Origin of the sequence: Rothia sp. HC945 (genome assembly GCF_051370785.1) — a bacterium.
GTDB lineage: Bacteria > Actinomycetota > Actinomycetes > Actinomycetales > Micrococcaceae > Rothia.
The window spans coordinates 1,354,660-1,368,954 of sequence record NZ_JBFCSN010000001.1 but is presented as its reverse complement, the minus strand read 5'-3'; the positions used below and the strand labels follow the sequence as shown (position 1 = coordinate 1,368,954).

9 protein-coding genes, 1 tRNA gene and 1 other RNA gene are annotated in these 14,295 nt (G+C 64.4%); 3 read left to right on the top strand and 8 right to left on the bottom strand.

Going from position 1 to position 14,295, the window contains the following annotated elements; genetic code table 11:
• Positions 1-139: 139 nt before the first annotated feature.
• The 5 genes from AB0Y14_RS06070 to ffs all read right to left on the bottom strand — a co-directional run bounded on the left by AB0Y14_RS06070 (position 140) and on the right by ffs (position 7,023).
• A complete protein-coding gene (locus AB0Y14_RS06070) occupies positions 140-1,105 on the bottom strand; it encodes a 3-methyladenine DNA glycosylase (RefSeq protein WP_436588293.1) in 966 nt (321 codons plus the stop codon).
• A 3-nt stretch (positions 1,106-1,108) separates the two neighbouring features.
• Positions 1,109-2,404 (bottom strand): aspartate kinase, encoded by a 1,296-nt coding sequence (locus AB0Y14_RS06065; RefSeq protein WP_436588292.1) that lies wholly within the window; start codon positions 2,402-2,404, stop codon positions 1,109-1,111.
• Positions 2,405-2,634: 230 nt separating this feature from the next.
• Positions 2,635-3,585: a recombination mediator RecR gene (gene recR, locus AB0Y14_RS06060; protein WP_436588291.1), complete on the bottom strand. Its 951-nt coding sequence runs from the start codon at positions 3,583-3,585 to the stop codon at positions 2,635-2,637.
• Positions 3,586-3,645: 60 nt separating this feature from the next.
• Positions 3,646-6,711, bottom strand: a complete 3,066-nt coding sequence (locus AB0Y14_RS06055; protein ID WP_436588290.1) for a DNA polymerase III subunit gamma and tau — start codon at positions 6,709-6,711, stop codon at positions 3,646-3,648.
• A 221-nt stretch (positions 6,712-6,932) separates the two neighbouring features.
• Positions 6,933-7,023, bottom strand: an RNA gene (ffs, locus tag AB0Y14_RS06050) — signal recognition particle sRNA small type.
• Positions 7,024-7,183: 160 nt separating this feature from the next.
• Between ffs and AB0Y14_RS06045 the strand changes: the two genes are divergently transcribed.
• Positions 7,184-7,271 (top strand) — tRNA-Ser (locus AB0Y14_RS06045).
• 140 nt (positions 7,272-7,411) lie between these two features.
• Here the strand turns inward: AB0Y14_RS06045 and AB0Y14_RS06040 are convergent.
• Together AB0Y14_RS06040 and AB0Y14_RS06035 are read right to left on the bottom strand one after the other, a co-directional pair.
• Complete coding sequence (locus tag AB0Y14_RS06040; protein ID WP_436588289.1) at positions 7,412-8,758, bottom strand: MFS transporter; 1,347 nt, start codon at positions 8,756-8,758, stop codon at positions 7,412-7,414.
• Between the two features lie 723 nt (positions 8,759-9,481).
• The gene (locus AB0Y14_RS06035; protein ID WP_436588288.1) at positions 9,482-9,658 is read right to left on the bottom strand and encodes a hypothetical protein; all 177 of its coding nucleotides are present in this window, start codon (positions 9,656-9,658) and stop codon (positions 9,482-9,484) included.
• A 203-nt stretch (positions 9,659-9,861) separates the two neighbouring features.
• Between AB0Y14_RS06035 and AB0Y14_RS06030 the strand changes: the two genes are divergently transcribed.
• Positions 9,862-11,457: a helicase HerA-like domain-containing protein gene (locus AB0Y14_RS06030; protein ID WP_436588287.1), complete on the top strand. Its 1,596-nt coding sequence runs from the start codon at positions 9,862-9,864 to the stop codon at positions 11,455-11,457.
• Between the two features lie 336 nt (positions 11,458-11,793).
• Here AB0Y14_RS06030 and AB0Y14_RS06025 read toward each other — a convergent pair whose 3' ends face one another.
• A complete protein-coding gene (locus AB0Y14_RS06025; protein ID WP_436588286.1) occupies positions 11,794-12,564 on the bottom strand; it encodes an SDR family oxidoreductase in 771 nt (256 codons plus the stop codon).
• Between the two features lie 237 nt (positions 12,565-12,801).
• Between AB0Y14_RS06025 and brnQ the strand changes: the two genes are divergently transcribed.
• Complete coding sequence (gene brnQ, locus AB0Y14_RS06020) at positions 12,802-14,196, top strand: branched-chain amino acid transport system II carrier protein (protein ID WP_436588285.1); 1,395 nt, start codon at positions 12,802-12,804, stop codon at positions 14,194-14,196.
• Positions 14,197-14,295: the final 99 nt, after the last annotated feature.

The following is a 14,295-nucleotide window of genomic DNA, read 5'->3' as shown; positions in this document are numbered from 1 at the left end:
AAATGCAGATTTCAAGGAGGGGGTGTTGAGGTGCGTTTGCATGTCAGGCCCGGGCCAAGGGCCCAAGGAGCGACGCACCGCCGTGGTGTCGGGCCGGCGAAGGTGGCTGGCACCGGAGTACGGGGATCAGCTGTTGGGTTCAGTTGCCGGGTTCGGGCACCGAATTCAGGACGTTGAGGAGTCTTTGACGCAAAATATTTGAGCGCTCAGCGAACTCCCTCTGGAGTGTCGCATACTGCTTCTTGCCCTGTGCCGTTTCGACGGCGATGGGTTCGTAACCCCACGCCGTGAGGTCGTACGGTGCCGCCCGCATGTCCATTTCCCGAATTTGCCAGGCAAGATCGAAGCAGTCCATGAGCAGGACGGAGTCGACGAGGGGCAGTAGTTTGTATGCCCACTTGTAGACGTCCATATTGGCGTGCAGGCACGCCGGCTGCTCCAGGTGGCGTTGTTCTTCCCGAGTCGGTTGGAGCTCATTGCGCGGAACGGCTTGAGGCTGGAAGAAACGGAATGCGTCGAAATGAGTGCAGTGGATCCGGTGGGACTCGACCACGGTGTCCGTTCCCTCCGCGCCCAGCCGCAGATCCAGGTATTCGTGGCGGATGTCGTTCTCCTCGGAACGGTAGGCCATGGCCCACTCATGCATTCCGAAGCACCCGAAATTTCCGGCCTTGGCCGACGTGCGCTCGAGAATGTCCCGCGTGAAATCCACCGCGGCCGCCCGGGCCCGGAGGAACTCCTCGAGGTCGAGGACGGCCGATGCGTCCCGGTGTTCTTCGGCTTCTTCCTCGGACAGACCGGATATCCGCAATTCGGTGTCCGTGGGGCGCCGGTAGAACTTCCACTCGAGGCGTTCCGCGGCGTCGAGCAGGATGACGCCGGGGCCCGGATGCCACCGACGCAACTGGCCGGGCTTGAGGGTGTAGTACGTGAACAGGAAGTCTTCCACCGGGTGTTTGCGCCCTGCGTGGCGTCGTTCCAGGAAGGGCTCTGTGTAGATGGCTGCCCGTTCCCGATGCTCTTCTGCCAAGTCACGCCACGCGGGCCCGGTCAGGTGGACCGGGCCTCGGGCGGAGAGCGACTGGGTCGGCGGGACGTCAGTCACCGGTCAGCGGCCGGTGCCTCCGTACACCGTGGCTTCGCCTTCTGCGTCGAGGTCGAAAGCGGTGTGGACAGCGCGCACGGCGGCGTCCAGCAGGTCCGCCCTGGTGATCACCGAGATGCGGATCTCAGAGGTGGAGATCATGTCGATGTTCACGCCCGCGCTGGACAGGGCGTCGAAGAAATGGAAGGAGACGCCGGGGTTGGACTTCATGCCCGCCCCCACGAGGGAGAGCTTGCCGATGGCGTCGTTGTACTCGATATCGGCGAAACCGATTTCGGCCTGGACACCCTTGAGGACCTCGATGGCGGCGTCGCCCTGGTCCTGGGGGAGCGTGAACGATATGTCCGTGCGGGATTCGGACCGTGTGGAGACGTTCTGGACGATCATGTCCAGGTTGATCTTCGCGTCGTTGAGGGAGCCGAAGATCTTGGAGGCGTAACCGGGCACGTCCGGGACGTCCACGATGGTGACCTTCGCCTGGGTGCGGTCATGGGCCACACCGGAGATGAGGGGCTGTTCCAAGGGGATCTCCTTCGTCAGGTCGGGGGCGTCTGCATCCGATTCCGTGGGGATGACCCACGTGCCTTCGAGGTCGCTGAACGAAGAACGGACGTGAAGCTTTATTTTGAATCGGCGGGCGTACTCGACGCAACGCAGGTGGAGGATTTTCGCGCCGTTGGCAGCCATTTCGAGCATCTCCTCGCTGGAGACCTCGTTGAGCTTGTGTGCCGCGGACACGATGCGCGGATCGGCTGTGAACACGCCGTCGACGTCAGAATAGATCTCGCAGTAATCGGCGTCCAGGGCTGAAGCGAGCGCAACCGCGGTGGTGTCGGACCCGCCGCGGCCGAGGGTGGTGATGTCCCTGGTCTGACGGTTCATGCCCTGGAATCCGGCGACGATGGCGATGTTCCCGTTCTCCAGGGAGTCGCGGATCCGGTCCGGGCGGACCTCCACGAGTCGGGCGGCACCGTGCACTCCGTCGGTGATCATCCCGGCCTGGGAGCCCGTGAAGGATTGGGCCGGGGCTCCGAGTTCGTGAATGGCCATGGCCAGCACGGCCATGGAGATCCGTTCGCCGGCCGTCAGGAGCATGTCCAGCTCTCGGCTGGGGCCGGATTTGGTGGTGACCTGCTGTGCGAGGTCGAGCAGATCGTCGGTCGTGTCGCCCATGGCGGAGACCACCACGACGACGTCGTTGCCCTGGTTCTTGGTCTCGACCACGCGTTGAGCGACCCGCTTGACACCCTCGGCGTCGGAAACAGACGAACCGCCGAATTTCTGAACGATGAGGCTCATGGTGTCTCCTTCGAGAATAGGAGTCTGGGTGCGTGCATGATCGGTCGCGAGGGCCGTTCGGGGCCGGATTCGTGCGAATCCTGACCGCGTATCACACTATCCGCTGGGGTTGTCCGGTGCTCAATTGAGTCGGGAATTCCACTATGTGACACGGTTTCGGATTATTGGTCGCACTCCGCGTCATATATGGGATCTGAGTCACTGTGAGTCATGCGCTCCGGGAGCGGCCGTCAGTCGGCCCAGGGGTTGGCGAATTTTTCGCCTCGTCGCGGAGTGGGGTACCTGCGGTTCGGGTCGGCCGGCTGGACGGGTTGTTGGGCCGGAGCCTGGATCGGTCCTTCTCGGGTGCTGTCCTCGGAGCCCGGAACCTCGGGGCGTCCCAGCCCCTCCGGGTTATCGAGGTCGCCGGGTCGGTCACCGGCTGAAGGATCTGCCTCCGAGCGCCCTGTCTTCGTCGCGGCGCCCTCGGGTTCCCCTGCGTCGCCGTCGGGCACGTTCTCGACCGAGGCGCGGTTCTCATCCGTTGTGCCGTCATGATCGGTGTTTTCGTCGTCCGGCTCATCTGCGGCGTGGTGCCGTTGCCCCGCGGTGAGTACCCGGCGCCCTTCCATGGCGCGTCCGAGGGTGATTTCGTCGGCGTATTCGAGGTCTCCTCCCACGGGCAAACCCGAGGCCAGACGGGACACGGTGATGCCGATCGGGGTGAGCATGCGTGACAGGTAGGTTGCCGTGGCCTCGCCCTCGAGATTGGGGTCCATGGCGAGGATGATCTCCTGGACCTCTTCGTCGGCCAGTCGGGTCACGAGCTCGCGGATGCGGAGACGCTCGGGGCCGATACCCTGCATCGGATTGATGGAGCCACCGAGGACGTGGTACCGGCCGGTGAAGCTGCCGGTGCGCTCGATGGCAGAGACATCCTTGGGCTCTTCGACGACGCAGATGAGTGAGGAGTCCCGGCGTGTGTCACGACAGATCGAGCACTTGGGGGTCTCGGAGATGTTCCCGCAGATCTCGCAGAAGGACACCTTGGTCTTGACGGTCGTGATGGCCGATGCCAGTTTCTCCATCTCGTCCGTGGGCGAATTGAGGATGTAGAAAGCAATGCGTTGGGCCGACTTGGGGCCGACGCCGGGCAGACGCCCGAGTTCGTCGATCAAGTCCTGAACTGCTCCTTGGTACAAGAGTCTGTGCTCCTCCTGGGCATCGCCGTATCGGCGCCCGCGTGGTTTCAAACGGTAGTGCTACCCCTGGTGGTGCGGCCGTTCTTCGAGGACACGACCGCCCAATATCGTTTCGATGGCCGCCTGGCCGAAGACCGAGGAATCCTCGATGTCTTCGTCGTGCGGGGAAGGGACGAAGTTCTCCCACTCGTCATCCGGAGGCTCGGGTGCGCCCGGGTCGACCGGGGCGTTGTTTTGCTGGTCGTTGGCCTGTTCATCATCTCGCACGGCGTGAAGGTGACGAGATTTCTCGTGGCCCGGCCCCGGCTGCTGGGGCTCCGCGGCGACGTCCTGATCCGTGGCTTGTGCAGCTCCTCCCGTGACCTCCGTGAGGTGCGGGGCCCTCTGCCCCCACATGGAAGGATGCTCGCTGGCATTGGCGGCGCCCTTCGGTCCGGAATAGCCCCAGCCGCAGTCCTTCCCGTCCAAGGGAGCGCTGGGGGCGCCGGCTTGTCTGGCCGCGACGGACCAGTCGTGGGAGGACAGTCGTTCCTGGCCCTGACCCGAGGACTCGGACGCCTCCTGCGCCGGGGCAGGGGCGGGCGCCGGGGGGGTCGATGCCGCATCGTTCGCATCCTGGTTGTTCGACGTCGATCCGCCGGTTGATGCCGAAGGGGCATTTCCGGTGTCCCCTTCGGGCTCCGGCGTGGAGGAACCGGAGTCCTCGTAGCCTGAACCGTCCGGCTCGGCTCCTGCATCCTCGGGCACAACACGCAGGTGGGAAGCCGTATTCCCCGGAAGGTTCCCGAATTCAGCACCGGGATCTTCCTGGGTCTCCGCTTCGGGCGTGGTCTCGTCGCCGGGAATCCTGGCCACTTTCCATCCGTCGAAGGATTCGCCGGACGAATCCTCCGACCAGTCGGGCTCGCGGTCCTCGTCCTGAGATGAGCGAGGAATGCCGTGTTTCTGCCAGGCTTCTTCCCCACCGCGATCGCCCTCGGGAATCGCAGTGTCCCCTGCCGCGCCGGTGTCGGCGGGGCGGGCCGAATTCGCGGTCGGGGCATCGACCGGTGACGGTGAGGACTGCGCGCGGCGGGCAGCATCGGTCCATGCGTCCTCACCAGGCCAATCGTCGGGGGCGCCGCTCGGGTTCGACGAGGTGCCGGGCTGAGCGGCGTCTCCAAGATTCTGGCTTCCGGAGCCGCCCTGGCGGGGACCGTTTCCTCCAGGTCCGCTCCCGCCGGGGCCGGGGGAGCCGTTGTCGAGGGCGACGGTGCATTCCAGGCCGAGCGTGTCCCGGACCGCGTTGCTCAGAGCGGAGGCGAATCGCTCAACGCGGCTCTCGATGCCGGGACCCGAGGAAGCGACGTACAGGACGCCGCCGTCGAAACGGGTCGGGCGGCATTCGCGGAAGGTTGCTTTGCCGACTTTGGAGTAGTTCCCGACCGCGGCGACGATATCGGCCCATGATCGTTCGATGAGATTGACCTGACCCGCGTCGGGAGAGGGCTGCGACGCCGCGGTGTCCCCGGACGTGACCTCGGGCGTTTGGTCACGCTGTGAAGGATCCGCCCCGTCTGGTTCCGGGGGCATCGAGATATCGGCGTGAGATCCTTCCGACGTCGCCGTCGGTTGGGCTCCGGGGGCTTCCGCCGTCGTGGTGCCGGGCGCAGTGCTCGTCGGTTCGGAGCCTCCGTCCGGCTCCGGGGCTTCTGTCGTCCTGGCGTCGTCCGATGGTTCGGAGCGGGCACCCTCCGACGGGGTGGAACCGTCCGGGGCGGTCTCCGGGTTTCGATCGGAGTCCCGGTTCTTCCGGGCGAGGGAGAGCGCGGCTTGGCGAGCGGACTGCCCCGGGGTGCCCTGCGATGCATCGCCGGGTGCATTGCTCTCGTCCGTTTGAGCGGCGACGTGTTCGGCGGGGGTCTCCGGGGTCGTGACCGCAGCCGGGTCCGATTGCAGGGGTGCTTGAACCGCGCCGACGGATCCCATGTTGATGCGGCGCTCGAGGCGATCGACCCGCGCGTTGACCCCGCGTGACGAGTCGTCCGCGGTCGGGAGGAGAATTCTGGCGCACAAGAGCTCGAGATGAAGCTGGGGGCTCGTCGCCCCTGTCATCTCGGTCAGTGCCGTGTTGGCGATGTCAGCGGAGCGGGAGAGCTCCGATGCGCCGAGCTGGTTGGCCTGCCCGCGCATGCGATCGATCTGGTCCTCCGGCATGCCGTGCAAGATCTGGGCTGCGGAGTCCGGAACGGCCTTGACGATAATCAGGTCCCGGAACCTTTCGAGCAGGTCCTCAACGAACCGACGCGGATCCTGGCCGGTCTGAACGACTCGGTCCACGGCGTGGAAGACGGCGGGCGAGTCCCCCGCCGCGAAAGCGTCCACAACACCGTCCAGCAGCTCCGCGTGGGTGAATCCGAGGAGCGCCACGGCGAGGTCGTAGGAAATACCTTCGGCCGAAGCCCCGGCCATCAACTGGTCGAGGACGGACAGCGAATCGCGGACGGATCCGCCACCCGCGCGAACAACCAGGGGGAGAACGCCCTGGTCCACACGGATGCCTTCTTCGTCGCACAGATGATTCAGGTATCCGCGGAGAACCTCCGGCGCGACCAGCCGGAAAGGATAGTGGTGGGTCCGGGAGCGGATGGTCCCGAGGACCTTATTGGGCTCGGTGGTCGCGAAAATGAACTTGATGTGTTCCGGCGGCTCTTCGACGATCTTGAGCAGCGCGTTGAAGCCTTCTCGCGTGACCATGTGGGCTTCGTCGATGATGAAGATCTTGTAGCGATCTCGGACTGGAGCAAAGGTGGCTCGCTCACGCAGATCGCGCGCGTGGTCGACGCCGCCGTGCGAGGCCGCATCCATCTCGATGACATCGAGGGATCCTGCCCCGTCCCTCGACAGATCCACACAAGATTCGCAGGTCCCGCACGGGTGTGCCGTGGGGCCTTGCTCGCAATTGAGGCAGCGCGCCAGAATCCGAGCCGACGTGGTCTTGCCGCATCCTCGGGGGCCTGAGAAGAGATAGGCGTGATTCACGCGATTCTTCTGCAACGCTGTCATGAGGGGGTTGGTCACGTGTTCTTGCCCGATGACGTCCTCGAACGTCTCGGGTCGATAACGGCGGTACAGGGCTGTGCTCACATAGGAAACCCTACTTGTTCCGACTGACACTTTAAGAAGCGAGACCGTTCCTGTGGACAAAAGGTCCGGACACGACGACCACGCGGCGGCCTAGCGGGCCTGGGAAGACACGTGGAGTCTCGGCCTCGGTGAGGGCGGGACAGCGGTGACGGCCGTGCGTGGGAAGGTTGCAGCCTGCGGAGCGACAGGGACCCAGGAGGGGCGGACGTGCCTCGATGCGAAAAGACCCCTCGCGCACCCGCCAGAGCCCAAATACCCTTGCTGCCTTCCGGCCCTGGGGGAGTTTTTCAGGATGACGCCACGCGAGGGGCTCGTACTAGCTTAGCCCAGCCGATGTGAGGCTGTCACACGGCGGCGCCGTGTTGTGCGCCACCTTCGGGGTTCCTGAGTTGTCACCGTGGATCATGCTTGTGTAAGCTCGAATCCGTTCGCTTTCGTGAGATCCCGTTAACAACGGGACGAAGCAACGCCTGGAGGATTCGCCTAGCGGCCTATGGCGCACGCCTGGAACGCGTGTTGGGTTCACGCCCTCGGGGGTTCAAATCCCCCATCCTCCGCCACATGGGACCTGAGCCGGAGCATCGTTGATACGGTGCTCCGGCTCAGCTCGTTAACGCGGCCTTCTTCGCGCCGCGCCGCCCGGTGTTCGACGTCGTCGGACGGCTCGCACCGGGACCATCCGCCCGCGGCCAACGAATCGCTACGTCAACGCCCGCCCCTTGGCCTCGGGGAGGCTCAGCGCGGCAATGCCGGCGATCGCGAAAGCTCCCGCGAAGACTCCGAACAGGATTCCTGTGCCGCCGATGGCTATCAACGGCGGAACGATGAGAGGGGCGACGATCGACGCGATCCGCCCGAATCCTGCGGCCGCACCCGTGCCTGTGCCGCGAATGGGTGTCGGGTAGAGCTCGGGGCCGATGGCGTACAGCGCGCCCCACGCACCGAGATTGCACAAGGAGAGGAAGCACCCTGACATCACAATCGACCATTCGGCGCTTGACGCGCCGTAGCAGACGGCGGCTATGGCCGAGCCGGCCAGGAATGCGGAGAGCGTCGCCCGGCGGCCCCAGACTTCGATCAGGTAGGCGGCCAGCGCATATCCCGGGATCTGGGCGACGGTCATGACGAGGGTGAATCCGAAGGATTGCACCAAGGTGAAGCCCTGAGCATGCAGTAGGGACGGGATCCAGATGAATGCCCCGTAGTAGGACAGGTTGATGCAGAACCAGATCGTCCAGAGGGCAATGGTCCGTCGCCGCATGCGAGGGGACCAGATCGACTCGGAAGTATCGACCGCCTCGGTGCCCTGGTGTCCTTGGACCGGAGGGGCGGGCGAGTCCGAACGAATGGGGCGGAGGGGAGCGGCTTCCTCGAACGATGTCACGATTCGCTCGGCTTCGCCGTGACGGCCCTTGGACTCCAGATACCGGACGGATTCGGGAAAAGCGAAGCGCACGATGAGGGCGTAGGCGGCAGGGACACAACCGAGTGCGAGGGCCCACCGCCAACCTTCCGGCGATGCCGTGACCACGAATGTTCCGATCACGGCGGCCGCAATCCAGCCGATGGCCCAGAATGCCTCGAGGAGAACCACCATTCGACCGCGGATCGATCGTGGGGAGAACTCCGAGATGAGAGTCGAGGCGACGGGCAGTTCCGCCCCCAGTCCGAGCCCGACGACGAAGCGCAGCGCCAGCAGCATCCCCAAGCCGGCGGACAGGGTTGAGGCCCCGGTGGCCAAGCCGTACACCAAGAGGGTCAACGCGAAGATCTTGCGACGTCCGAATTTGTCGGCCAGAAGGCCGCCCAGTGACGCTCCGAGGGCCATTCCGGCGAAACCGATCGACCCGAGCCAGGAGGATTCCGTGGCGCTCAGGTCCCAGTGGGCCACGAGGGCGGCCATCACGAAGGAAATCAGGCCCACGTCCATGGCATCGAGGGCCCATCCGACCCCCGACCCGCCCAGGAGACGCACGTGCTTCGAGGAGACCTGCAGGCGGTCGAGTCGCTCGGTGCGGGTCATGGTGGCTGACTCGGTGGTGCTCATGGTGGACCTCAGGTGGGACTAGGGGGAATAGTTCTTGTCAAAATTACCTTAAGAGGATTCGCGGGAGGAGTTGAAACTACACTTTTTAAGTGATCTTGCCCACTCGGATTGGTCGAGCGGGCGGGACCAGGCTCTCGATGGGTCGCCGTCGTCGGGGCCGGTCACTCGTCCTCGCCGCATCGTGCCACCCCGAGAGCCAGAAGGTTTGCGCAAGTGGATTGGCGAATACGGTGCCTCCTGCGGTCCTCCGCGGCGACGACGGTCTCGATGATCCATCCGTCCTGAACGTGTCCACGGGGGCGGGATGAGGAGCCTACGCGATCCCTCAGAGGCGGTCTGCGGTGGCTTGGATCGGATAATCTGTGAGCACATTGATGAAATCAGCGGGCGACGGCGATCGGTCGACAACACCGGTTGCTGGTTGCCCAGGGGTCTTCGGCCACGAGCCGGAGAGGCCTCGGGTCACGGTCCCTCCTCATTCCATCGTCCGGCTCAGAGAAGAGACGGACACTCGTGGGCCCGAGGCTGAGGTGGGGCGGCGTCGCACATGGGTTGGCGCCGTTCCGCCTTGCTCCCGGCGTGCATCTGCCTCCTCGACATGTACCGGTTCGAGGTGGCGAAGGCGGAGGTCACGCGCAACCACGTGGCACGCCGATATGGCGCGAGGGCGTCGTCATTCGTCCGACGTGTGAGGGATCGACATCGGACGGCGTACGGAAAGGGTCACTCCCTGCGGTTCTTCCACCGGACCAGCAGGATCGATGCCGGTACGGCGAGGACCACGATGATCACGAGAATCCATGGGTTGACGCCGCCCACGGTCGTCATGATGAGCTCGGCGACGAATGCGATGCCGAGCACGCACAGGCAGACCAGGAATACGTCGGACTTGTTTTTCACGGCTGTCTCCTGAACTCGGTCGGTTGCCGGTCGGACGGTCGGTGCGGGACGACGAGCGCCCGTCCTCACAGCCTAACTGCCTCGGATCGTTACGTCGCTGCTGGTCACGGCGGGGTGGCGGGGGACAGGGCCAGCTCGATCCGATATCCACAAATTCTTCCGATGCCCCTGTTGGAAGGCCTGTGATGGGTAACGTATGGGACATGGCTACTGACGAACAGCTCAAGAAAATTGCGGACGGATACAAATTCTCGGGGGAAACCGTGGACCTCGGCGTCGCCATGAGCGAGGGTGAGCCCCAGCCCGACGTCCCGGTAAGTCTCCCCATGTCGATGATGAATCGGCACGGTCTCGTCGCCGGTGCCACCGGTACGGGCAAGACCAAGACCCTCCAATCCATGGCCGAGCAACTGTCTTCGAACGGTGTCCCGGTTTTCCTGGCGGACGTCAAGGGCGATTTGTCCGGCCTGGCTGAGAAGGGCGAAAACAGCGAGAAGCTGGACGCCCGGAATGCGGCCATCGGGCAGAAGTGGGAAGCAACGTCATTCCCGACCGAGTTCTATTCCCTCGGGGGTGAGGGGACGGGCGTCCCGATTCGCGCGACGATCCACTCATTCGGCCCGATCCTGCTGTCCCGGGTCATGGATCTCAATGAAACCCAGGAATCGAGCCTGCAACTCGTCTTTCACTACGCCGACCAGCACGAGCTCGAGCTGTACAACCTCGCCGACCTCCGCGCCGTGATCCAATTCCTCACGTCTGACGAAGGAAAAGAAGCTCTTGCGGACCTGGGTGGTCTCTCCAAGGCCACGGCCGGGGTCATTCTCCGGAAGATCGTCGGCCTGGAAGCCGACGGGATGGACAAGTTCTTCGGCGAACCGCAGTTCGAGACAGAGGAACTGTTGCGCACGGCCGAAGACGGGCGCGGTGTCATTTCGGCGCTGGAACTCTCCGAGCTGCAGTCCAAGCCCCAGCTTTTTTCAACATTCCTCATGTGGCTCCTGGCGGACCTCTTCGAAGAGCTTCCTGAAGTCGGCGACGTCGACAAGCCAAAACTCGTGTTCTTCCTCGACGAGGCACACCTGCTGTTCAACGGTGCCTCCAAGGCGTTCCTCGAGTCCATTACCCAGACCGTTCGCTTGATCCGCTCCAAGGGTGTGGGAATCTTCTTCATCACCCAGACTCCCAAGGACGTCCCGGGGGATGTCCTCGGCCAGCTCGCCAACAGGGTCCAGCATGCTCTGCGTGCTTTCACCCCGGAGGACGCCAAGGCTCTCAAAGCCACAGTCTCGACCTTCCCGAAGTCGGACTACGATCTCGAGTCGTTGCTGACCTCCGCGGGAATCGGGGAAGCCGTAGTGACGGTCATGACCGACACGGGGGCGCCGTCGCCGGTCGTTTGGACCCGGATGTACGCGCCGCAGTCGCGCATGGCGCCCGCGGCCCCGGAAACGGTGCAGAGCATCACGGACAACAGCGAACTCGCTCCGAAGTACGCCGAGACCATCGATTCCTATTCGGCCTTCGAAAAGCTCAATGAGCAGGAAGAACAGAAGGAGAAGCAGGCCTCGGAAGAATCAGCGAAGCCCCAGGATGCGAAAGACAAGGAATCAGAGGGCAAGGCCGAGGAAGAGGCCGGGAAAGGCAAGAACGAGGACAAGGACCGTCGCAAGCGCAATGACGCCATGATGCGCGTCGGGACGAATGTCGCATCACAGGTCGGCAGGGAACTGGTCCGAGGCTTGTTCGGCACGTCGCGCCGGGGCGGCAGGCGCCGCGGAGGCGGGTTCTTCGGCTGACCCGAGGCCATCCTTACGGCCCTCGCCGGAGGCCGGCTCTATGACGAGTCCTGGGCTCTCCGCGCGGCCGGCGCGGAGCAGGCCATAGCGCGGAGCAGGCAACGACCCAGAGTAGGCAACCGCCCGGTGCGGCGGGTCACCCGGTGGCCCGCCGCCCTTGCGGTAACAAGGCCGCTTGGGCCCGTCCGCTCATGAAAAACGGCCCCCGGTCGTCGAACCGGGGGCCGTTTCTCGTCAATCACTCGCACCTATGAGGTACTCACCAATATAGGAAGCCGAGCTGAACGGGGGCTTCAGAGAGCCTCCTCAAAGATCGGCAATCGTCTCACAAGTTCCTCACAACGGGCGCCCCGGGGTCCTCTGGTTTTGGGCGTCGAGCCATTCCCCGAGGGCTGGCCCCACAAGATCTGCGTCGGCCGGGGCAAGGAGGCTCCCATTGTCCATGCCGGGCAACGGTGCCGACTCGATGGTCACGGGTCGTTCATCTCCCCGGTGGCGCAGCACCGCCTCGGTCAGTTCGGGAAGCCGCATGCGATCCGGTCCGCAGACGGTGACGACGCCGTCGCCATGCTCGCCCGTGGCCGCCCGCACCACATACCGAGCCACGCTCAGTGCGGCCGCCGGCTGGATCTGCCAATTCTGTGCCCGAACGACGTCGTCTTCCTCGACGACCGCAGCCGGGTTGAGAGCGAATTCGAACCACTGAGAACTGCGAACAATAGTGTGCGCGAGCCCGGAATCGGCCACAACCTCTTCCTGTCGAGAACGAGCATCGTAGAACGGGAACTGTCTGAGGCCTTCGTCCTGGACACCGTTGATCGAAAGCATGATCAGACGATCCACGCCGGCGGAGCGGCTGGCTCCGACCAGGTTGTCTGCCCCCTTCAGGATCGGGGCCACCGGATCCTCTGCGACGGGGCTGACGACTTGAGATGCGTCGATCACCGCCGAGACTCCTTCGAGCTTGGCGTCCAAGCCATCGGCCGACAACAGGTCGACGCCCTGGGACCGGCTGAGGGGAACCACGGTGAAACCGTCCTCCTCGGCCGCCTGCACAATGAGCTTTCCCATGGCACCGGTCGCCCCTGCTACTGCAAGTCGCGTCATGATTGCATCCTTCCCCTGACATCTCGATCCACCGTCCACCTTCGTCCGGGTCGGACCTGTCGGCAAGGGTGCCTCAGACTGCTGTCTCGATAGGCGGTACACGGTCACGATTCGGCCCACGACAGGGGTATTCTCGTGGACCCGGGTTCACGCAGAGTACTCTGGCAACTGGCGAGACGCTGTCATCTGTGGACTTGCCCTTGAAAACATCAATCGCACGAAGGAATGTGGCCGCTTATGGCACAGAAGGCCCCGCACAAGTCCCGGCACGGGATCTCCATCGCCATCGCGGCGATGATGCTGTTCTCCATGTTTTTCGGGGCGGGAAATCTGATCATCCCGCCGATCACGGGCGTTGAATCGGGCGAAAACTTCTGGCCCGCGATTCTCGGGTTCATCAGTACGGGAGTTCTGCTTCCCGTGCTGGCCGTCATCGCCGTGGCCGTCACGGGCAATGACGTCCAGGATCTCGCCCGGCGAGGCGGTCGGATCTTCGGGCTCGTCTTCCCGATCCTGGCCTACCTGTCCATCGGTGCGTTCTACGCGTTGCCCCGAACCGCCACCGTGAGCTTCTCCTCGGCGGCCACCCCGCTGCTCGGATGGCATTCGACCTGGGCGGCAGCCGCATTCTCGGCCGGCTTCTTCATCGTTGCCTTCCTCATGTCGCTCAACCCCAACGGACTGGCCGACAAACTCGGGAAGTACCTCACCCCGGTCCTGTTGGTCCTGCTCGTGCTCCTGATCCTCCTCGGCATCTTCACGATCGACCACCGCCCGGGGCCGGCCGTGGACGACTACGCCGGCCATCCCGCCTCGACAGGCTTCGTCAATGGTTACCTGACCATGGACTCGATTGCGGCCCTGGCCTTCGGCATCCTGGTGGTCTCTGCCCTGAAGTACAAGGGGATTCCCGCCGGACCCAAGCTCGTGCGCGGCGTCGGTTTGTCGGCCGTCGTCGCCGGTATCTTCCTGGCAGCGATCTACCTGGGTCTCGGCTACGTCGGAAACATCATCCCCAAGGGCTCGGAGTACTCCGACGGCGCCGCACTGCTGGCCGAGGCCGCTCAGCAGACCATGGGCATCCCGGGAGGCATCGTTTTCGGTCTGATCGTGGTGCTCGCCTGCCTGTCCACGGCCGTGGGACTTCTGGGCGCGACTTCCGAATTCTTCAACAAGATGGTGCCTCAGGTTTCCTACCGGGCGTGGTTGGTGATCTTCTGCCTGATCTCCTTCGCCGTCTCCACGACGGGGCTCGAAACGGTGCTGGCCATCGCCGCCCCGATTGTCGGGTTCCTGTACCCGCCGGCCATCACTCTGATCCTGCTGACCCTGCTGGAGCCGCTGGTCCGGCGCCGCCTCCAATGGACTTTCGTGTGCGCGCTGATCGTGGCCAGCATCTGGGCTGCTCTGATGACCCTGGAGTCCCTCAACGTGGGCACAGGGGTCATCTCTCCGCTGATTGGGTGGTCGCCAGGCCATGCGCAGGACCTCGGCTGGTTCCTGCCGACCTTCGTCGCAGCCATTGTCGGACTCGTGATCGACCTGGCGGGCGGCGCCCGGAAGGGCGTTCCCCTGGGCGGGGAATCGGTGGCGGACGCCGAGAACCGTACCGGGGCGATCTCGAACGGTTGACCCAGAGCGCTCCCGAGCATGAAAAGCGGCCCCCGGAAGAATCCGGGGGCCGCTTTCCGTCAATCACTCGCACCTATGAGGTAGTTACGACTCTAGGGA

Excerpts from the sequence above, each read along its gene's own strand:
- AB0Y14_RS06065 (WP_436588292.1), bottom strand. The coding sequence starts at position 2,404 with ATGAGCCTCATCGTTCAGAAATTCGGCGGTTCGTCTGTTTCCGACGCC.
- AB0Y14_RS06040 (WP_436588289.1), bottom strand. The coding sequence starts at position 8,758 with ATGAGCACCACCGAGTCAGCCACCATGACCCGCACCGAGCGACTCGAC.
- AB0Y14_RS06030 (WP_436588287.1), top strand. The coding sequence starts at position 9,862 with ATGGCTACTGACGAACAGCTCAAGAAAATTGCGGACGGATACAAATTC.
- AB0Y14_RS06025 (WP_436588286.1), bottom strand. The coding sequence starts at position 12,564 with ATGACGCGACTTGCAGTAGCAGGGGCGACCGGTGCCATGGGAAAGCTC.
- brnQ (WP_436588285.1), top strand. The coding sequence starts at position 12,802 with ATGGCACAGAAGGCCCCGCACAAGTCCCGGCACGGGATCTCCATCGCC.